This is a genomic window from Xanthomonas arboricola pv. guizotiae (assembly GCF_002940205.1).
Classification (GTDB): domain Bacteria; phylum Pseudomonadota; class Gammaproteobacteria; order Xanthomonadales; family Xanthomonadaceae; genus Xanthomonas; species Xanthomonas arboricola_C.
On the sequence record NZ_MDSK01000035.1, the window covers coordinates 1 to 17876 of the forward strand.

The 17876-nt window shown below is 66.7% G+C and carries 17 protein-coding genes, 1 other RNA gene and 1 pseudogene; 14 read left to right on the forward strand and 5 right to left on the reverse strand.

What is annotated here, in order from left to right:
• Positions 1-90: 90 nt before the first annotated feature.
• Positions 91-702, reverse strand: a complete 612-nt coding sequence (locus XarbCFBP7408_RS17760) for a TetR/AcrR family transcriptional regulator (protein ID WP_104564081.1) — start codon at positions 700-702, stop codon at positions 91-93.
• Positions 703-919: 217 nt separating this feature from the next.
• Here XarbCFBP7408_RS17760 and XarbCFBP7408_RS17765 point away from each other — a divergent pair, with 217 nt between their 5' ends.
• The 5 genes and pseudogenes from XarbCFBP7408_RS17765 to XarbCFBP7408_RS17785 all read left to right on the forward strand — a co-directional run bounded on the left by XarbCFBP7408_RS17765 (position 920) and on the right by XarbCFBP7408_RS17785 (position 7104).
• Positions 920-2131 (forward strand): MFS transporter, encoded by a 1212-nt coding sequence (locus tag XarbCFBP7408_RS17765; protein ID WP_181106839.1) that lies wholly within the window; start codon positions 920-922, stop codon positions 2129-2131.
• A 132-nt stretch (positions 2132-2263) separates the two neighbouring features.
• Positions 2264-2476, forward strand: a complete 213-nt coding sequence (locus XarbCFBP7408_RS17770; protein WP_104564083.1) for a ParD-like family protein — start codon at positions 2264-2266, stop codon at positions 2474-2476.
• Positions 2473-3249: a type I methionyl aminopeptidase gene (map, locus tag XarbCFBP7408_RS17775; RefSeq protein WP_104564084.1), complete on the forward strand. Its 777-nt coding sequence runs from the start codon at positions 2473-2475 to the stop codon at positions 3247-3249. Before XarbCFBP7408_RS17770 ends, map begins: the two co-directional genes overlap by 4 nt.
• A gap of 167 nt (positions 3250-3416) precedes the next feature.
• A complete protein-coding gene (locus tag XarbCFBP7408_RS17780) occupies positions 3417-5216 on the forward strand; it encodes a chloride channel protein (protein WP_104564085.1) in 1800 nt (599 codons plus the stop codon).
• A 417-nt stretch (positions 5217-5633) separates the two neighbouring features.
• Positions 5634-7104: pseudogene (locus XarbCFBP7408_RS17785) on the forward strand (SulP family inorganic anion transporter).
• Here XarbCFBP7408_RS17785 and XarbCFBP7408_RS17790 read toward each other — a convergent pair.
• Positions 7057-7302 (reverse strand): hypothetical protein, encoded by a 246-nt coding sequence (locus XarbCFBP7408_RS17790; RefSeq protein WP_104564086.1) that lies wholly within the window; start codon positions 7300-7302, stop codon positions 7057-7059. The pseudogene XarbCFBP7408_RS17785 and the gene XarbCFBP7408_RS17790 sit on opposite strands and share 48 nt — an antisense overlap.
• Positions 7303-7478: 176 nt before the next feature.
• On the opposite strand from XarbCFBP7408_RS17790, the gene XarbCFBP7408_RS17795 reads away from it, so the two are divergent.
• The 4 genes from XarbCFBP7408_RS17795 (at position 7479) to XarbCFBP7408_RS17810 (ending at position 8667) form a co-directional block, all read left to right on the forward strand.
• Positions 7479-7685, forward strand: coding sequence for a hypothetical protein (locus XarbCFBP7408_RS17795; RefSeq protein WP_104564087.1), 207 nt, complete (start codon positions 7479-7481; stop codon positions 7683-7685).
• Between the two features lie 123 nt (positions 7686-7808).
• The gene (locus XarbCFBP7408_RS17800; RefSeq protein ID WP_054592652.1) at positions 7809-8042 is read left to right on the forward strand and encodes a DUF1653 domain-containing protein; all 234 of its coding nucleotides are present in this window, start codon (positions 7809-7811) and stop codon (positions 8040-8042) included.
• Between the two features lie 51 nt (positions 8043-8093).
• The gene (locus XarbCFBP7408_RS17805) at positions 8094-8435 is read left to right on the forward strand and encodes a hypothetical protein (protein WP_104564088.1); all 342 of its coding nucleotides are present in this window, start codon (positions 8094-8096) and stop codon (positions 8433-8435) included.
• A gap of 156 nt (positions 8436-8591) precedes the next feature.
• Positions 8592-8667, forward strand: a non-coding RNA gene (locus tag XarbCFBP7408_RS17810) — sX9 sRNA.
• 39 nt (positions 8668-8706) lie between these two features.
• On the opposite strand, the gene XarbCFBP7408_RS17815 is transcribed toward XarbCFBP7408_RS17810, so the two are convergent.
• Entirely contained in the window at positions 8707-9444 is a 738-nt protein-coding gene (locus XarbCFBP7408_RS17815) for a DNA/RNA non-specific endonuclease (RefSeq protein ID WP_104564089.1), read from the reverse strand.
• A 579-nt stretch (positions 9445-10023) separates the two neighbouring features.
• Between XarbCFBP7408_RS17815 and XarbCFBP7408_RS22475 the strand changes: the two genes are divergently transcribed.
• On the forward strand, positions 10024-10347 hold the full coding sequence (locus tag XarbCFBP7408_RS22475) for a hypothetical protein (RefSeq protein ID WP_146093786.1): 324 nt from the start codon (positions 10024-10026) through the stop codon (positions 10345-10347).
• A gap of 153 nt (positions 10348-10500) precedes the next feature.
• Here XarbCFBP7408_RS22475 and XarbCFBP7408_RS17820 read toward each other — a convergent pair whose 3' ends face one another.
• A complete protein-coding gene (locus XarbCFBP7408_RS17820) occupies positions 10501-10902 on the reverse strand; it encodes a Rid family hydrolase (protein ID WP_104564090.1) in 402 nt (133 codons plus the stop codon).
• A 127-nt stretch (positions 10903-11029) separates the two neighbouring features.
• Here XarbCFBP7408_RS17820 and XarbCFBP7408_RS17825 point away from each other — a divergent pair, with 127 nt between their 5' ends.
• Positions 11030-11956, forward strand: a complete 927-nt coding sequence (locus tag XarbCFBP7408_RS17825) for a LysR substrate-binding domain-containing protein (RefSeq protein ID WP_429001410.1) — start codon at positions 11030-11032, stop codon at positions 11954-11956.
• A gap of 148 nt (positions 11957-12104) precedes the next feature.
• Here the strand turns inward: XarbCFBP7408_RS17825 and XarbCFBP7408_RS17830 are convergent, their stop codons facing one another.
• The gene (locus XarbCFBP7408_RS17830; RefSeq protein ID WP_429001411.1) at positions 12105-13952 is read right to left on the reverse strand and encodes a M14 family metallopeptidase; all 1848 of its coding nucleotides are present in this window, start codon (positions 13950-13952) and stop codon (positions 12105-12107) included.
• 418 nt (positions 13953-14370) lie between these two features.
• On the opposite strand from XarbCFBP7408_RS17830, the gene XarbCFBP7408_RS17835 reads away from it, so the two are divergent.
• Genes XarbCFBP7408_RS17835 through XarbCFBP7408_RS17845 form a run of 3 tightly spaced genes read left to right on the forward strand, consistent with a single transcriptional unit; the run spans position 14371 to position 17827 of the window.
• The gene (locus tag XarbCFBP7408_RS17835; protein ID WP_104564092.1) at positions 14371-15111 is read left to right on the forward strand and encodes an ABC transporter ATP-binding protein; all 741 of its coding nucleotides are present in this window, start codon (positions 14371-14373) and stop codon (positions 15109-15111) included.
• Positions 15108-16559 carry an ABC transporter permease gene (locus XarbCFBP7408_RS17840; RefSeq protein WP_104564093.1) on the forward strand — a complete coding sequence of 484 codons (1452 nt, stop codon included), beginning with the start codon at positions 15108-15110 and terminating at the stop codon, positions 16557-16559. Before XarbCFBP7408_RS17835 ends, XarbCFBP7408_RS17840 begins: the two co-directional genes overlap by 4 nt.
• Complete coding sequence (locus tag XarbCFBP7408_RS17845) at positions 16559-17827, forward strand: DUF3526 domain-containing protein (protein ID WP_104564120.1); 1269 nt, start codon at positions 16559-16561, stop codon at positions 17825-17827. Before XarbCFBP7408_RS17840 ends, XarbCFBP7408_RS17845 begins: the two co-directional genes overlap by 1 nt.
• Positions 17828-17876: the final 49 nt, after the last annotated feature.

The following is a 17876-nucleotide window of genomic DNA, read 5'->3' on the forward strand; positions in this document are numbered from 1 at the left end:
CCATTCTTCGTCGGAAATATCGGTCGGATATGGCTTACGAGGCTTCATCCGTATACGTTAGCGTGACAAGAGCAAAGTTCATAACACGCTCTAGCGCGCCTGGGCGTCCCAAAGGCCCAAGAGCTGCGTGATCGCGGCATCCATCGCCTTGAAGCTCATGCCATCCCGGGCGAGCGTGGATAGCCCGAGCAGGAAACTGTCGAACACGCAGGTCAGTGCGGCGGCGTCCACGGCGGGCCCGAGTTCTCCTCCGGCGATGGCGCGGTCCACGCAGGCGCGGATGCCGGCGCGCGTGCGTGCGCGCGAGCGCGTCAGCGGTGCGCACAGTGCCGAGAGCTCCGGTGACGGCGCGCTCATCACTCCCAGCGTGACCATGCAGCCTTTCGGGTGGCCGCGCTCGCACTGCATCTTGGCGGAGCGGCGCAGCGCAAGCTCCACCGCCTGCCTGGGGCCGAGCGCGGCGTCCCACAAGCAGTGGGTCACCCTGGCGTAGGTCGCCAGGTAGCGGTCCATGCATTCCTTGAAGAGCGCTTCCTTCGAGCCGAAGGCGGCATAGAAGCTGGGCGCGGTGATGCCGCCACCAATCGCGGCCTTGAGCTGGCTCAACGAGGTGGATTCGTAGCCCTGTTCCCAGAACAGGTGAAGCGCCTCTTCCACCGCGGCGTCACGGTCAAAGCTGCGCGGCCTTCCCATTTGCGCCATGGCGCCCTCCGATGTCTACATCAAGACTAGTCGATACGGATGTCATTGACAACGCGGTTGCCCTGCAGATATATATACCGAGCGATACATATACAAACACTCAGTGGTGCCGGTAGGCAGGTCTCAGGACGGAGACCTGTTTTTCTGGTCTTGATGTGTATCGATCGATATATATGTAAAAACCTGGCCGGCATTCCCCCCCAACGAAGGACAGCGTGTGACCTCTCCAACTGCATCCACTGCCAGCGCGATCCCGCCGCCATTGCCCGTCGCCGCGCTGTTGGCGCTGGCCATGACCGGTTTCATCTGCATCGTGACCGAAACCCTTCCGGCAGGACTGCTGCCGCAGATGTCCGCAGGCCTCGGTATCAGCCCGGCACTGGCCGGGCAGACGGTGACCGCCTACGCGCTTGGGTCGGTGATTGCCGCAATTCCGCTGACCATTGCGACCCAGCAGTGGAGGCGGCGTAACGTCCTGTTGCTCACCATCGTCGGCTTCCTGCTGTTCAACTCGGTCACCGCACTGTCGACCAGTTACGGGCTGACCCTGGTGGCGCGCTTGTTTGCCGGCGCAGCGGCAGGCCTGGCGTGGAGCCTGCTTGCCGGTTACGCGCGGCGCATGGTGCAGCCGGCACAGCAGGGCAGGGCCATGGCGATTGCGATGGTGGGCACGCCGGTTGCGCTTTCCCTCGGCGTGCCGCTGGGCACCTGGATGGGCGGCATACTGGGCTGGCGCAGCGCGTTCGCCGCGATGTCCGGACTGACGCTCATCCTGATCGTGTGGGTGCTGCTGGAGGTGCCCGACTACCCCGGCCAGTCCGCAGCGCAGCGGGTACCGCTGCGCAAGGTGCTCGGCACGCCGGGCGTGCGCCCGGTGCTCGCCACCGTGATGGCGTGGATGCTGGCTCACAACATCCTGTACACCTATGTGGCGCCGTTCGCCGCACACGCGGGGCTGGCACATCGCGTGGACGTGTTGCTGTTGATCTTCGGCGTTGCGGCACTGGTCGGCATCGGCGTGGCGGCAAGGTTGGTGGAGCAGCACCTGCGTGGCACGGTGTTGGTGTCGTTGGCGACGTTCCTTGCGATCTCAGTGGTGCTGGCGTTGCTGCAAAACGTGCAGCCTGTGGTCTACGGATGTGTGGCGGTGTGGGGCCTGACCTTTGGCGGCGCGGCGACCCTGCTGCAGACCGCGCTTGCCGACAGCGCAGGCGAAGGCGCCGATGTTGCGCTGTCGCTCAACGTGGTTGCCTGGAACAGCGTCATCGCCGGCGGTGGCGTGGTGGGCGGTGTGCTGCTGGACCGATGGGGCGCGCAGACCTTTCCGGTTGCCATGGCCTTGCTGCTGGCAATCGGGCTGCTGATTGCATGGCGTGCCCGACAGCATGGCTTTGCGGCGGGCGCACGCTCGCCGGTTGCCGGTCACTAGCGTTGCTCGGCCTCAAGTCTTCCCAGCTGCGTTTGCCTGGCGCTCAGCGAGCGCGGCTGCAGGCGACTGCCGGCACTGTGTGTGGATATACGTTTCATATGCGATCCGCATATTCATGACATTGGAGCTTGCATGGGCATCGTCACTATCGATGACGAACTGCACGATCAGCTGCGCCGCGCGTGCACGGTGACCAGCCGGTCGATCAACGCGCAGGCCACGTTCTGGATCAAGGTCGGCATGCTGTGCGAGATGCATCCGGAATCCTCGTTCCAGGACATCGTGGCGCAGGAACTGCGCGCGGCAGGCGTGCGGCCGCAATCCCTGAAACCGGCGCGGACATGATCAAGCAGCCGGCGGAGATTGCGTTGATGGCCAACGCCGGTGCGCTGCTGGCGCAGGTGTTCCATGCGCTGGATCAGCTGCCGCTGGCAGGCCGCAGCACGCTGGAACTCAACGACGTCGTCGAGCGGATGATCGTCGACGAGCTAGGCGCGCGGCCGGCCAGCAAGGGCCAGTACGACTTTCCCTTCGTGCTCAACGCCTCGATCGATGATGTGGTGTGCCATGGCGTGCCCGCGGCCGCGGACGTGCTGCGGAGCGGGCAGATCGTCAATCTGGATATCACGCTGGAAAAGGACGGCTATATCGCCGACTCCAGCACGACGTATATGGTGGGCGAGGTGGCGTATCCGGCGCGGCGGCTGGTGCAGGCCACCTATCAGGCGATGTGGAAGGGGATTGCCGCGGTGCGTCCGGGCGCGCGGCTAGGTGATATCGGTCATGCGATCGCGCGGCATGCGCGTGAGCAGGGCTATAGCGTGGTGAAGGAATATTGCGGGCATGGCATCGGCCGGCAGATGCATGAAGAGCCGCAGATCCTGCACTACGGGCATGCCGGCACCGGGATGCAACTGCAGGAAGGCATGGTGTTCACCATCGAGCCAATGATCAATCAGGGCAGCGCGGCGATCCGCGCCGAGCCGGATCAATGGCCGGTGCATACGCGCGACGGCAAGTTGTCGGCGCAGTTCGAGCACACCGTGGCGGTCACGCGTACCGGTGTGCGTGTGCTGACCTTGCGCCCCGGGGAAAAGCCGCTGTGTGCACTGGGGTGAGAGTGTCGTCCCCCGGCGCGTGGCCTGCGCCCGCTGCCGTCGCTGTGTTCGTTGCGTGCACTGTCGCGGCCAGACTGCGGCAGGTCAGCCAGGTTGCTGCACACTAGGCCGCATCGCTGACGTCTCCCGTGCGCCGGCACCCTGATCCGGCGGAGCGCTGGTCTTCCATGCAGCCACTTCCTCACAACCCCACGCACGCCGTGCACCCGGCGGCAGCATCCTGGCGACGGCCGCTGGAGTGGTTGCGCCGGCAGTTGCGTGCCAACGATCTGTGGTTCATCGGGCTGGCAGCCGTGGTGGGGCTGATCGCCGCAGCACTGATGGTGATGCAGGCCGGCATGGCGCACGCGCTGCAGGCCTGGCTGTACGCGCTTGCGCCGGGCGAGCGGCTCAGTACCGCCGAATCGATCACCGCCACCCAGTTGCTGGTGTTGCCGTTGGGCGGCCTGCTGGTGGGCCTGGTGGCCTTGCTGGCGCGGCGGCGCAAGCGGCCGCTGGTGGATGCGGTGGAAGCCAATGCCCTGCACGGCGGGCGCATGTCGATGCGCGACAACCTGATCGTTGCGGTGCAGACGCTGCTGTCCAACGGTTTCGGCGCATCGGTGGGGCTGGAGGCGACCTATACGCAGATGGGCGCAGGCGCCGGTTCGCAGCTGGGCCGTGTCCTGCGGGTACGCCGGGCCGACATGCGCACGCTGGTCGGTGCCGGCGCGGCGGGCGCGATCGCCGGTGCGTTCGGGGCGCCGCTGGCCGGTGCGTTCTACGCGTTTGAGATCGTGATCGGCGCCTATACGCCCTCGGCGCTTGCGCCGGTGGCCGCAGCGGCGCTGGCCGGCGCGTTCATGGCCAACGCGCTCGGTGCCGCGCCGTATTCGTTGCCGGCGGCGGTCGCCTATCAATTGCAGCCGCGTGACTATGCGATCTACATCGCGCTGGGGCTGACCTGCGCGTTGATCGGCATCGCGGTGATGCGGCTGGTGGCCGGTATCGAACGCGCCGTGGGGCGGATCGAGCTGCCGCTCTGGGGGCGCCCGGTGGTGGGCGGGTTGCTGCTGATACCGTTGGCGATGTATTCGCCGCAAGTGCTGTCGTCGGGACATGGCGCCCTGCATCTGGACCTGACCAGCAGCAGCACGCTGCAGGTATTGGCCGGTTTGCTGGTGCTCAAATGCATCGCGTCGGGCATCTCGCTGGGTTTCGGCTTCCGTGGCGGGCTGTTCTTCGCTTCGCTGTTCATGGGCTCGCTGGTGGGCAGCCTGTTTGCGGTGTTCCTGAACCTGCTGGTCGGCGCCGCGGCGGTGGACATCACCAGCGCTTCGTTGGTGGGCATGGCCGCGTTGGCGGCAGCCATTGTCGGCGCGCCGATGACGATGGCCATGCTGATCCTGGAAGGCACGCACGACTTTGTACTGGCGAGCGCGGTGATGGTGGCGGTGCTGGTGGCCAACACCGTGGTGCGCCAGGTGTTCGGCTATTCGTTCTCCACCTGGCGCCTGCATCTGCGTGGCGAGAACATCCGCAGCGCACGCGACGTGGGGTGGGTGCGCAATCTGTCGGCCGGCAAGATGATGCGCAAGGACGCCAACCACACTGCGCACGACACCACGGTGAGCGAGTTTCGCCGGCGGTTTCCATTGGGGTCCACGCAGCGCGTGGTGCTGGAAGACGCCGCCGGCCATTACGCCGGTGTGGTGCCGCTGGCAGTGCTGTATGCGGACAACGTGCAGGCCGATGCGCCGGTGAGCGACTACGCCAAGCACCGCGATGCGGCGTTGCTGGCAGACACCGACATCGTGGCGGTGATGAAGGTCTTCGACGCCACGCAGGCCGACGAGCTGGCGGTGATCGATGCACAACGCAAGGTGCTGGGCGTGTTGTCGGAAAGCTTCGTGCGCAAGCGCTATGCCGAAGAATTGGAAAAGCGCGAACGCGAACTGATGGGCGAGCGTGTGCTCGGCGACGACTGAGCCACGCGCTGCCGGCAGCGGCTGAAGCGACGGGGCGCGTGCTGGCCCGGTAGATCCACTGCGTGCAGACGGTGTCTCACGCAACGCCCTGCGCCCGCGACGCATGCAGCTGGCCCATCGCCAGCGGTAGCACGCGATGCCAGCACGCAGCTTCCAGCGGCCTGCGCGTTGGTGGTGCTCACGCATTGGCAGCGTTGCTCATCCTCCACTATTCGACGCGCGTGCGCAGCAGCATGCCATCGGGTTGTGCAGACCGATAGCAGCGCGTTAGCATGAAGACTCTTCCAAAACGATCTCTTCCGACACATGACACCACCCTGACCTGAGGCATCACGCGCTCGCAGTTGCTGCGAAGGTCCAGGTGTTCGACGTTCATGTATTCGCGCCGTGTGTTTGCCGGTGCGCGGAGTCGTTTCAATGTCCAGAGTTTTCTCATTGCGCCAGCAATGGCTTGGCAACGTGCGTGGCGATGTGCTCGCCGGCATCGTGGTCGCGCTTGCGCTGATTCCCGAAGCCATTGCCTTTTCGATCATTGCCGGCGTCGACCCCAAGGTCGGGCTGTACGCGGCGTTCTGTATTGCGGTGGTGACTTCGATCGCCGGTGGCCGGCCCGGCATGATTTCGGCCGCCACCGGCGCAATGGCGTTGTTGATGGTGGACCTGGTCAAGGACCACGGCCTGCAGTACCTGCTGGCGGCCACCGTGCTGGCCGGCGTGCTGCAGCTGATCGCCGCGGCGTTGCGCCTGGGCGCATTGATGCGCTTTGTCTCGCGCTCGGTGATCACCGGTTTCGTCAATGCGTTGGCGATCCTGATCTTCCTGGCGCAGTTGCCGGAGCTGGTCGGCATGCCATGGCCGGTGCATGCGGTGTGTGCAGCGGGCCTGGCCATCATCTATCTGCTGCCGCGCTTCACCACGGCGATTCCCTCGCCGCTGGTCGCCATCGTGGTGCTGACGGCGGTGTGCGCGTATTGGCATATCGACATCCGCAGCGTGGGCGACATGGGCCGTCTGCCCGACAGCTTGCCGGTGTTCCTGCTGCCGGACGTGCCGCTGACGTGGGACAGCGTGCGCATCCTGCTGCCGGTGTCGACGACGTTGGCCGTGGTGGGCCTGCTGGAGTCGTTGATGACCGCGCAGATTGTCGAAGACCTCACCGACACCCCGTCGCAGCGTCACCGCGAATGTGCAGGGCAGGGGCTGGCGAACTGGCCGGGTGCTTCGGTGGCATGGCCGGCTGCCTGATGATCGGGCAATCGGTGATCAATGTGCGCTCGGGCGGGCGCGGTCGCCTGTCGTGCCTGGTGGCCGGCTTCGTCCTGCTGCTGATGGTGGTGTATGGCGCGCCCTGGGTGCGCCAGATCCCGATGGCGACATTGGTGGCGGTGATGATCATGGTCAGCATCGGCACCTTCAGCTGGGGCTCGCTACGCGATCTGCGCACGCACCCGGGGAGTTCGTCGGTGGTGATGCTGGGCACCGTCGTGGTCACGGTATGGACGCACGCTCTGGCCCGCGGCGTGCTGGCCGGAGTGCTGCTGTCGGCGCTGTTGTTTGCGCGCAAGGTCGGGCGCATGTTGCAGGTGCAGGCCAGCGAGCGTGACGACGGGGGGTGCGTGTATGCGGTGCGCGGCCAGGTGTTCTTTGCATCGGCCGGGCAGTTCGTGGCCAGCTTCGATTTCCCGGGCACGCCGGAAGGTGCTGATCGATCCGAGCCACGCGCACTTCTGGGACATCAGTGCGGTGGCGGCGCTGGATCGGGTGGTGCTCAAGCTGCGCGCGCACGGCGCCAAGGTCGAGGTGATCGGCGTGAGTCAGGCCAGATACGCTGATCGAAACCCTAGGAACCCATCGGCGCGATGACGCGCGCCTGCAGCTGGGGCACTGAGCTCGGCTGCTCGTGCGCGGCCAGTTCGGCCGTCGCCGCCGCGGCGTGGCATGCATGTTCGTCCAGCAACGCGGACAGGCGACGGTGGCAGTCGCGGAAGGCCAGCGCGGAGGCCGGCATGTCGCAGGCATCGAAGGTTCCGGCCTCGGCCTTCCAGGCGGCGAGCAGGTCTTTCAGGTCGCAGATCAGGCTCGGCATGCGGGTGACTCCGTGGGCGTTCTCATCACTACGGCCACAGGCGCCGGCCGGATGCAGTCGCGCTCGTTCGTCTCACGCGTGGTCGCACGGGGGCGCTGCAATCGTGCAGGACACACGTGCGCGTCACATCGGTGGGAGGAGGGTGGTTGTGCGGTCTTTTACCGCTGGAGCAGACCATGAGCAACGACGAAAACGGCAACCGCGGCGTAGACGATCCGACCCCGCCCGATGGCGTCAAGGCGCCGGGCCGGGAGAATGCGCCGATCCAGGAAGGGCCTGCGCAGGACAGCGAGATCGATGACGACGATGGCATCGAAGACCCGGTCGACGACGACGACGACCTGGGCGCGGAAGACGACGAAGAAGAAGAGAACGACCAGTAGGCGCGTGGCAGCGTTGCACGCAGCCGTGCATCGCTGAACCGGCAGGATGCCGGTTGCGCGGCATGTGCTGGCTGCGGCCGGCCATGCTGCCTAGACTTGCGGATTGCCCATCCTGTGACATCCATGGACACCTCCCTGTCGCCATTGCCCAGCATCGCGCTGGGCCAGTACCGCCACTTCAAGGGCGGCCGTTATGACGTGCTCGGCGTCGTGCGCTGCAGCGAAACGCTGGCCCCGCTGGTGCTCTATCGCCCGTTGGACAGCGAGGTCGGTCTGTGGGTGCGGCCGTATGCGATGTTCGTCGAGCAGGTCGAGGTGGACGGCGTTGCGCGTCCGCGCTTTGCGCGGGTCGAGTAGGCACGGCTTGGTCTGCCCGACGTTACAGGGCCGTTTGCGAGTGCGTTGGCAATGACGGCCGCCGCCGCTGCACCGGTCACCACGCCCGATGGCCGGTATCTGATCGTGCGTGGCCGGCTCTGGCGTACCGCCAACCCGCATCTGCGCGAAGACGTGCGTGCCGGGCTGGTCGGCGCCTTGATGGACGCGCGACGCGCGGTCAAGGCGGCCAGGCGCGACGAGGATGCCGGGCGGCTGGCTGCAGCGCGTGCGGCGGTCGATCGTGCCAAGACGGCGCTGGGAGAGCGCGGCCCGGTGTGGTGGAGCGATGGTGCCAAGGACTTCAATCGCCATCTGGTCAAGAACACGCCGTACGCTGACTGGTTTGCGGCGCTTGCCGCGCCCGATGCCTGAGTGCGCGTTGCCGCAGGCCAGGCGTGCCGCTGCCTGCAACGACAAGGCCCGGGAATCCCGGGCCTTGTCTGCTGGATCAATGCCCAGCGATGTAGAGCGGCTGGCCAGGCTGCTGCGCTCAGCGCCAGGCGGGCATGGCCGGTGCCCGGCATCGGCAAGGGCCATTCGGGCACTCTGGTTTCGGACGCGCCATCCGCACCCACCTGACGACTGCTCGCAAATGGCGTCAGCCGCTCTTCATCGACGTGGCTGGAGAAGCGGGCAGCCGCCCTCAACCCAGGTCGCAATTGCTCGGCTGCGGCCAGGTGGTGGCGGGCAGCATGGCCTTGACGGCGGCCGGTGCGGTGATGCCGATGGTGCTGGCGCCGTGGAGGTCTTCCAGTTCGTCGATGCTGAGGATGTAGCTGTCCAGCGAACCGAGGTTGGCGCTGTTGGGAATCAGCCAGCTGATCGCGCGGGTGCCGCCGCCCGGGTTGGCGGTGATGATCGTCTTCCAGAAGAAGTCCGGGGTGCGGATGCCGTGGCTGCTTAGGAAGTAATCGTTGGTCGTGTCGCTGTAGATCACACCGCCGTAGACCTGCACGCTGGCGATGTCGCGGTAACACTCGGCCACGTTTTCGGCGCGCACCCAGATGCCCTGGTTGAAGCTGGACACCTGCGGCACGATGTTGGACATCAGGTTGGCGCGACGGATGTAGGTCGCGTTGTAGTCCATGTGGTTGGAGGTCACCAGGTGCCCGCGATCGTAGCCGGTGCGCACGCTGGCGTAGGAGGCGGTGGAGGTCTGGCCGGCGCAGCCGCTGGGCAGTTCGGTGTCCAGATTGAAACTGGACGGGCGCGCGGCCGAGCCGGTATCGGCCTGCAGCACGTACTCGTAGCTCAACGCGGTGTGGTTGGTGCAGTCGTAGCGCAAGGTGTAGCCGCCCTTGTTGAGGGTGACGACCTGGGCGTTTGCGCTGGCACTGGCAGCGGTGAACAGCAGAACGGCGAAGAAAGTCCGGAAGCGCATGGGCAGTGAATCTCCTGGAAAATCAATCGGACGCACGACGCCATCGCCGGCTGCCGGGGGCAGATCGACGCTCAGCGGAACGCGCGCTGATGGGGGACAGTTGGCTCGCTGTCTTAGCGAGCGCGACAGCTATCGCATGCAAATGCTGCTTGGTGGTGACGTAGGCGTGAGGAATGTGCGGCCGCGCCAGTTTTTCCGGCAAAACTGTGACCAGTTTTGCGCATTGGTTGGCATACGGCTGTCAGGCAATAAGCGAGTGGTTATGCCTGGAGCGCACCAATGCGCCGGCCGCGTCGGTCTTTTGCGATGGCGCATAGCTGCGCCATCAGCAGGGCGCGGTCGCTGCTGTCGGACAAGCACCCGCGTGGAGGTCGGGGTATGCCGGCACCCGCGGTCAGATAGACGGCTGCGGGGATGCAGTCGCGAACACCGTAGTGCCGGTCCTCGGCACAGGACGCGCGTGGCTCGCTTTGCAACGGTGCCGGGCCTGCGCTGCGTTCGCCACCGGCGGACACAAAAAACCCCCCCTCCTGCAGTCCATGCAGAAGAGGGCATCGGATACGTCGCGAGACGATCCGCTTGGTCGACTATGCGACCTCTTTTTCCAGTCGCGGTGCGCTCGCAGGCTGCAGCTGGAACAACGAGACCAGCTGGGTCAGGGGGCTGGAAAAACCGGTTAAGCATCGACAGCGCCACAAGCGTTTGACGATAGTTTTGCCCTATCGAGGCGCCCGATTTGCGTGTTTGAAACAGCTGCCATCAGCATCTTCGGACATAATCGTCCGCACCCAGGGCCTGCCGATGACCGGCGCAACCGGTGAGGGGAGAGGCAAGGAAAAGCCGAATTTTTCAGCTGGAAATGGACAAACGCCGCGTTTGCTCTGGGTGCACGCACAAAAATAAAGCCACGCACTGGCGAGCCAGGCGTGGCGTTTTCTTGAGTTACTTCGAGCGGGCGTGGCAGTTACTTATTGCCAGCGCGTTGCGGCCAGCGAAGATTTTGGTTCGGCTGCATGCAGAGGCGACGCGAGACAACCGGCAAGTTACTGGAAACGTTTACTGCTGTCGTGTTGGGAGTTTTACCACGACCTTGATCTCGAGCCGGAAGCCGGCCAGCCAGGTCACGCCCACTGCGGTGACGGTGGGGTAGGGTGCCGGGCCCCAGTAGCTCACCCATGTGTCCCACATGGCCTCGAACACCACGTCGGGGTCGAGCATGAACAGCGTGACGTCGACGACGTCCTGCGTGCTGCAGCCGGCTGCGGCGAGGATGGCATCGAGATTGGCGAAGGCGCGGGCGATCTCTGCCTCCAGCTCCGGTTCCGGCGAGTCGTCTTCGCGGCTGCCGACCTGGCCGGCGACGAACAGCAAGCCATCGGCGCGGACTGCCGGCGAATAGCGGTGGCGCTCGTACAGGGCGTGCCGCCCCTGCGGAAAAACTGCCTCACGTGTTGCCATGGTGACCTCCGTCGGGTGTCGAATCGGAACAGGCAGGCAGCGTAGGTGCTTGCCTGCGCGCGATAAATCGGCGATGCCGACCAGCACTGTTTGTAGAATCCAAACAATCTTGGAGTCGGGAGTGGCGATGGACCGGTTCGACGCGATGCAGGCGTTTGCGCGGGTGGTGGAGACCGGCAGCTTTACCAAGGCGGCCGAGACCTTGCACATGAGCCGGGCCAGCGTGACCCAGTTGGTGCAGCAGCTGGAGGCACGCCTGCGCGTGGGGCTGCTCAACCGCACCACGCGGCGGGTGCATGTCACTGCCGATGGCGCGGCGTACTACGAGCGCGTGCTGCGGCTGCTGGCGGACATGGACGATGCCGAGACCAGCCTGTCCGATGCATCGGCGCTGCCGCGCGGCCGCCTGCGCGTGGATGTGCCCAGCCCGCTGGCGCGCCTGATCCTGATGCCGGCACTGCCGGCCTTTCATGCGCGTTATCCGGATATCCAGCTGGACATGGGCGTAAGCGATCGCCGCGTGGACCTGATCGGCGAGCACGTGGATTGCGTGGTGCGCGGCGGCACCATCACCGATCAGTCGCTGATCGCGCGCCGCGTGGGCGACCTGCAGGCGGGCATATACGCGGCGCCGGCGTATCTGCAGCGGCTGGGCATGCCGGCACATCCGCGCGAACTGGAAAACACCCGGCACCGCTGTGTCGGCTTCATGCGCTGGCGCAGCGGCAAGACCGTGCCCTATGTCATGCAGCGCGGCAGCGAAGCGGTGCACCTGCAAGGGCGTTACGTGGTGGCGTCCGACGACGGCAATGCCTATCTGGCCGCGGGGCTGGCCGGCATGGGCGTGCTGTGGTTGCCGGTGTACATGGCCAGGGCGCATGTGGCCAGTGGCGAACTGGTGCCGCTGTTCGAGGACTGGCGGATGCAGCCGATGCCGCTGTCGATCGCGTTCCCGCCCAACCGGCATGTCAGCGCCAAGCTGCGTGTGTTCATCGAGTGGGTGAGTGCGTTGATGGCCGAGCATGCGCCGGTGGAAGCGCCGGCGCTGCGCTGAGCGCGCTGCGGTGCGTGGCTGATGTGATCGATGCCGATGCGGTCGCCTTTGCCGTCGCCACTGGCCTTGCACGATGCGCGATGCGCGATGCGAAAGAAACTCGAGCCGCATTGCCGATCCCACAGCGTGCAATCGGCAATGCGCAGGGTCACTCCGCCAGCTGACGCCGCACCGGATAACGCCAGCCGGTGATCGCCGCATACGGCGAGCGCGCATAGATCCATTGCAGCCGCGCATCGCCATCGGCGCGGAATGCGGCATCGTCTGCGAGCTTGCGTTCGAAGGCGGCGCGCAGGGCGGCATCGTTGCGCAGCACGCGCTCGCTGACGTCCACCAGCTCGGCGCCGTACAGGCCGCTGTCGGGGCTGCCGGCATTGCGGAAACGTCCGCTGGCCAGCAACGAGTCGCTGCTCTGCGGCTCCAGCAACGCGGCCGCCAGCATGCGCATCGGTTGATCGGCAGGTACGCGGACGCTGCCGGCGGCGAAGGTTTCTTCCACGTGCTCGGCATGCGGCGTTTGCATGCCGGCATCCTTCACTACGCGGATCTGCTGCACCTGGAGCTGGCGCGGCTGCTGCAGGCGTTCGTAAGTGATGCCGTGCGCCTTGAGCAGTTCCACCACATCGTCGTTGCCGGGCGGGATCCACCAGGCCAGCGGGTAGCGCACCGCCTGGGTCTGGCGATAGCCGATCACCGGCATGGTCCAGGTTTCATCGCGACCCTCCCAGCGCAGTTCCTGCCGCCCGGACACCGGCGACAACGCGCGGGTGTGGCTCACGCCCTTGAACGGCACCTGGGCAATCGGCTGTGGCAGGCGTTCCCAGGCCACCATCAGTTCCTGCGGGCCGGCGGCGCGATCGGCGCGCTTGGCCGCATCGATGTTGCCTGCATCGCGGGCAACCACGCGCAGTGCTGCTTCCAGCAGCACATAGTCGCCCAGCACGCGCTGCCGGTACGGCTTCAGGCGATGGTTCTCCACCAGCACGGTGGGGATGCCGGCGAAGTCGCCATACCCGGTGGAATAGCGCGGGCCTTCCGGCGCGTAGCGCAGGCCCGAGCGCGGCTCGTCCTCGTCGATCAGGCTCGGGTAGATGGCCGGTTCGTGGCCCTGTTTGCGTAATGCGGTGTTCACCGCCGGCGTAAAGCCTTGCCGCAGCCAGTCGGCAGTGGCGCGCGAGCGCGCATAGGTGCCCCAGCCGGCGAAGGTGAAGGTGATGTCGTACTGATGATCCAGCCCACCGCTGACATGCAGGTCGATATACAGCGCCGGATCCAGGCGATGCAGCAACGCGACCATCGCGCGCGTTTCCGGCGCTTCCAGGGTGAGGTAGTCGCGGTTGAGATTGATGCCGCGCGTGGTGGTGTTCCAGCCCAGTTGCTGCGGGCCACGCAATGCGGCGCCAATCAGCGGGCCGCGCTGCTCGTGGCCGTCGGCATTGAAGATCGGCACGAACACCAGATCCACCTGGTCGAGCAGGTGATCCTTGCCGCGTTGCGCGATATCGCGCAGCAGCATCAGGCCGGCCTCCTTGCCATCGATCTCGCCGGCGTGGATGCCGGCCTGCGCCAGCACCACCGGTTTGCCGGGCGCGCCCTTGTGTGCGCGGACCAGCAGCAGGTCGCGGCCCTCGCTGCTCTTGCCGAACACCTCCAGCGACAGCAGCGGCGAGGCGGCGACCAGGCGTTCCAGCCACGCGCGCGTCTCGTCATAGCTGGGGGTGCTGGCGAAAGCGTTGCGCTCTGCCGGCGTGCTCCACGGATCGTCCGGTGTGACGATCAACGCCTCGCTGGCCCCGTGCCAGGCGCGTACCGGCGGCAGTGGCGCGCGGGTGTCGATGGGCTGCGCGCTGGCCTGTGCAGCGCTGAACAGGGTTGCGGCGAGCAGGCCGGCAGCGGCACGCGTGGTGCTGCGGCTGGCGGGCCCGGCGGCGTTGTCGGAAGCGGGTGCGGGAGGGTGCGAGGCGTGTGGGGCAAAGGGGCGTGTATCGGAGGTCATGTGGGACGTACGGGATCTCGATTGAGGGGGAACGTGGCAAGGCTTGCTGCTCCTGGGTGGCGGCACCGGCAGCGGCGTTCGGCGGGCGGCATGCCGCATCGATCTGTTGCAGCGGGCTGCGTGGGTCGGAGGGCTGGTCATTCCCTGGGCGCGGGTCGCGCGGTGCAGGGAGTTCCCTGTCTCCGGCGCTGCAGCAACAGCAGGACATTTTCGTAATACAGTAACGTTTGACGGGCCGCGCCCGCGTCGACGGTCGCGCAGCCGCACCGGGCAGCCTGCTTCCTGTGGTGCTGTCGTCCGAGCGGGATCGCACCGCGCGTTCGCCGCTCCGGTTGGCGCTTACGCGGCGTCGCCCGGTTTACTGCAAGCGTTGAAAGCAATGTGATAACGTATCATTTTGTTAAGCCATTGCCTTGCCATGCTTTCCAGTTCTCAAGCCGCCCCCGCCATCTCGATCAGCAACCTGCACGTGGCCTACCGCGGCCGCGCCGTGCTGCAGGGGCTGGATCTGCAGGTCGCCCCTGGCAGTGTCTACGCCTTGCTGGGCGGCAATGGCGCCGGCAAGTCCTCCACGCTTTCCAGCTTGCTCGGCTTCGTCAAACCCACCTCCGGCAGCCTGCGGGTCGATGGCATCGACCCGGTCGCCGACCCTGGCGGCGCGCGTGCGCGGCTGGCCTATCTGCCGGAAAACGTCGCGCTCTACGAGCACCTGAGCGCGCTGGAAAATGCCGACTACCTGCTCGCGCTGGCCGGCCAGCGCCGCGGCCAGGCCGAGATCGGCCAGGCGCTGGCCGCTGCAGGTCTGCAGCATGAGGCCTGGCGCCAGCGGCTGGCGGGGTTTTCCAAGGGCATGCGCCAGAAGGTGGCGATTGCGGTGGCCACACTGCGCCAGGTGCCGGTGCTGCTGCTGGACGAGCCCACCTCTGGTCTGGACCCGCGCGCCATTGGTGACTTCAACCGCTTGGTGAGCAGCGTGCGCGAGCGCGGTGGCGCGGTGCTGATGGTGACGCATGACCTGCTCGGCGCAGTGGATGTCGCCGACCGGATCGGGTTCCTGGAACACGGGCGCATTGCCGAAGACATCGGTGCCGGCGACAGCGGCTTCGACGTACGCAGCTTGCATGCGCGCTTTGCGCGTGAGCAGGATCGGGCTGCATGAGTCCTGTGCTGTTGGTCGCGCGCGAGGAACTGCGTTTCATGGCGCGCAACCGTTCCGCTGCCATCGGTGTGGTGCTGCTGATGCTGCTGACGCTGGTGGCGGCATTGACCGCCGCGCATCATCAGCGCGAGGTGGCCGAGTTCCGCGCGCGCCAGCAACTGGCCGCGCAGCAGTCCTTCGACGCGCAGCCGGACCGCCACCCGCATCGGGTGGTGCATTACGGCCATTTCATCTATCGCCCGTTGCCGGCGCTGGCCGCCTTCGATGCCGGCGTGGATGCGTTCACCGGCAACAGCATGTTCCTGGAAGGCCATCGTCAGAACACCGCCAACTTCGGCGACGTGCGTCAGAGCTCGCTGCTGGTGCGCTTCGGCCAGCTCACCCCGGCGTTCGTGTTGCAGGTGCTGGCGCCATTGCTGCTGGTGTTTCTCGGCTATGGCGCGGTGGCGCGCGAGCAGGAGACCGGTACCTTGCGCGCGCTGCTGCTGCAGGGCGCCACGCGGGGGCAATTGCTCGGCGGCAAATATCTCGCGCTCGCGGTGGTGGCCGCTGCCTGCCTGTTGCCGGCCCTGGTCGGGCTGCTGCCGATCGCGTCGTTGCCGATCGCGTCGTTGCCGGGTCAGGCGCTGCGGGTCGCGCTGCTGGTGCTGGCGTACGCGGTGTATCTGCTGGTGTGGTGCGCGCTGGTGCTGTCGGTGTCGATGCTGTGCCGGCGCGGCCGCGACGCGTTGCTGGTGTCGCTGGCAGTGTGGGTGTGGCTGGCCCTGCTGGTGCCGCGCGTGGCGCCGGATGTGGCCAGTGCGGGGTACCGCCTGCCGACGCGGCTGGAGACCGACGTGGCGATCCAGCGCGACCTGCGCACGCTCGGCGACAGCCACAACCCGGATGATCCGCACTTTGCGCAGTTCAAGCAGCAGACGCTGGCGCGCTATGGGGTGCAGCGGGTGGAACAGCTGCCGGTCAACTACAAGGGCCTGCTGGCGCTGGAAGGCGAGCGGCTCACCGCGAGCCTGTTCGAGCGCTATGCCGCGCGTGATTCGGCCATCCAGCAGCGACAGCATCTGCTGGTGCGCACGTTCGCCTTGCTGAGCCCCACGGTTGCGCTGCGCGAGCTGTCGATGACGCTGGCAGAAACCGACCTGCGTGCGCACGAGCGGTTTCTCGCCCAGGCCGAGCATTACCGCTACACGCTGGTGCAGCAGCTCAACCAGCTGCAGGCCGATGCGGTGAGCATGGCCGACGACACCGCGCAGGATGCCGGTGCCGACCAACGCAAGCGCATCTCCTCCGCGCATTGGCGTGCGATCCCGGTGTTCGTATTCCAGCCGCCGGCCAGCACCGAGGTGCTGCGCGCCGCAGGCGCGGCGCTCGGCCTGGTCGCTGCCTGGCTGCTGGCGGCGCTGTGCATGCTGGTGGTGGCCGGCCGGCGTGTGGGAGTGGCGCGCTGATGCTGCTGTGGAAATACGAACTGCTGCTGTTGCTGCGCGCACGCGCCGCGCTGGCCGGCCTGCTGTTGCTGGCGGTGTTGACGGTGTGCAGCCTGCTCTCCGGCCAGCACCTCATCGCTGCGCAGCGCGCCAACATCGCCCGCATTGCAGCGCTGCAGCAGGAGGACAGCGCAGCGGTGCAAGACGATGTGGCGCGCTCCAACGACGCCGGCAGCGCGGCCTACTACAGCTTCCATCCGACCTGGGATGTGCCCACGCCACTGGCATTTGCCGCGGTGGGCATGCGCGATGTGTCGCCCTACATTTTGCGTGTCCGCGCGCTGGGCCTGGAAGCGCAGATCCACGATGGCGACAGCTACAACCCGGAGCTGGCACTGGCCGGGCGCTTCGACTACGCCTTCGTGCTGGTGTTCCTGCTGCCGTTGTTCGTGATCGCGCTGCTGTTCGATCTGCGTTCGGGCGAACGCGAGGCCGGGCGCGCACGCATGCTCGCCGCATTGCCGGGCGCGGGCACCGCGTTGCTGGTGCGGCGCGTGGCGGTGCGTGCCGCTGCGGTGCTGGTGTGTCTGAGCGTGCCGTTTGTCATTGCCGCAACCCTCAATGCGGTGCCGCTGCTGCAACAGCTCGCGGTGCTGGCATTGACCTGCGCCTACCTGCTGTTCTGGGTGCTGCTGTCGGTGCTGGTCGGGCGCCTCCACTGGCGCCCTGCCGCGCATGCCACCGCCCTGGCGACCTGCTGGGTGGTGCTGGCGCTGGTTGCACCGGCGTTGGCGCATGTGGCGATCAATCAGGCAGTGCCGGTCAACCAAGGCAGCGAGATCGCGCGGCTGCAGCGCGAGGCGGTCAACCACGCCTGGGACATTCCGCGCCAGGACACCATGCGGGCCTTCTACGCGCAGAATCCGCAGTGGGCAGACTCGGCGCCGCTGACCGGCGCGTTCCATTACAAGTGGTATTTCGCCTTCCACGAAAACGGCGACCAACAGGTGGCCGCGCAGGTCGCGGCCTATCGCCAAGGTTTGCAGCGACGCGAAGCACTGGCGCAGCGTGTTGCCGGCGCGTTGCCGCCGGTGGCGTTGCAGGCCGCGTTGACGCGCCTGGCAGGCACCGACCTGCGCGCGCAACTGGCGTACCAGGACCGCATCCGCGCCTATCACCAGGCACTGCGGACGTTCTATTACGGCTATCTGTTCCGCGACCGCCCATTCACGCGCGAGGACTTCGGGCGCGCGCCACGTTTCGACGCAAGCGCCGGTCCTGCGTCATAGCGGCAGCCGCGTGTCACCCCTCACCTTCGTTGTCTCACTTGCGACCCGG

Bases quoted from the DNA above. Each gene is read 5' to 3' on its own strand.
- XarbCFBP7408_RS17760 (WP_104564081.1), bottom strand. From the start codon at position 702: ATGGCGCAAATGGGAAGGCCGCGCAGCTTTGACCGTGACGCCGCGGTG.
- XarbCFBP7408_RS17770 (WP_104564083.1), top strand. From the start codon at position 2,264: ATGGGCATCGTCACTATCGATGACGAACTGCACGATCAGCTGCGCCGC.
- map (WP_104564084.1), top strand. From the start codon at position 2,473: ATGATCAAGCAGCCGGCGGAGATTGCGTTGATGGCCAACGCCGGTGCG.
- XarbCFBP7408_RS17780 (WP_104564085.1), top strand. From the start codon at position 3,417: ATGCAGCCACTTCCTCACAACCCCACGCACGCCGTGCACCCGGCGGCA.
- XarbCFBP7408_RS17790 (WP_104564086.1), bottom strand. From the start codon at position 7,302: ATGCCGAGCCTGATCTGCGACCTGAAAGACCTGCTCGCCGCCTGGAAG.
- XarbCFBP7408_RS17795 (WP_104564087.1), top strand. From the start codon at position 7,479: ATGAGCAACGACGAAAACGGCAACCGCGGCGTAGACGATCCGACCCCG.
- XarbCFBP7408_RS17800 (WP_054592652.1), top strand. From the start codon at position 7,809: ATGGACACCTCCCTGTCGCCATTGCCCAGCATCGCGCTGGGCCAGTAC.
- XarbCFBP7408_RS17805 (WP_104564088.1), top strand. From the start codon at position 8,094: ATGACGGCCGCCGCCGCTGCACCGGTCACCACGCCCGATGGCCGGTAT.
- XarbCFBP7408_RS17815 (WP_104564089.1), bottom strand. From the start codon at position 9,444: ATGCGCTTCCGGACTTTCTTCGCCGTTCTGCTGTTCACCGCTGCCAGT.
- XarbCFBP7408_RS17820 (WP_104564090.1), bottom strand. From the start codon at position 10,902: ATGGCAACACGTGAGGCAGTTTTTCCGCAGGGGCGGCACGCCCTGTAC.
- XarbCFBP7408_RS17825 (WP_429001410.1), top strand. From the start codon at position 11,030: ATGGACCGGTTCGACGCGATGCAGGCGTTTGCGCGGGTGGTGGAGACC.
- XarbCFBP7408_RS17830 (WP_429001411.1), bottom strand. From the start codon at position 13,952: ATGACCTCCGATACACGCCCCTTTGCCCCACACGCCTCGCACCCTCCC.
- XarbCFBP7408_RS17835 (WP_104564092.1), top strand. From the start codon at position 14,371: ATGCTTTCCAGTTCTCAAGCCGCCCCCGCCATCTCGATCAGCAACCTG.
- XarbCFBP7408_RS17840 (WP_104564093.1), top strand. From the start codon at position 15,108: ATGAGTCCTGTGCTGTTGGTCGCGCGCGAGGAACTGCGTTTCATGGCG.
- XarbCFBP7408_RS17845 (WP_104564120.1), top strand. From the start codon at position 16,559: ATGCTGCTGTGGAAATACGAACTGCTGCTGTTGCTGCGCGCACGCGCC.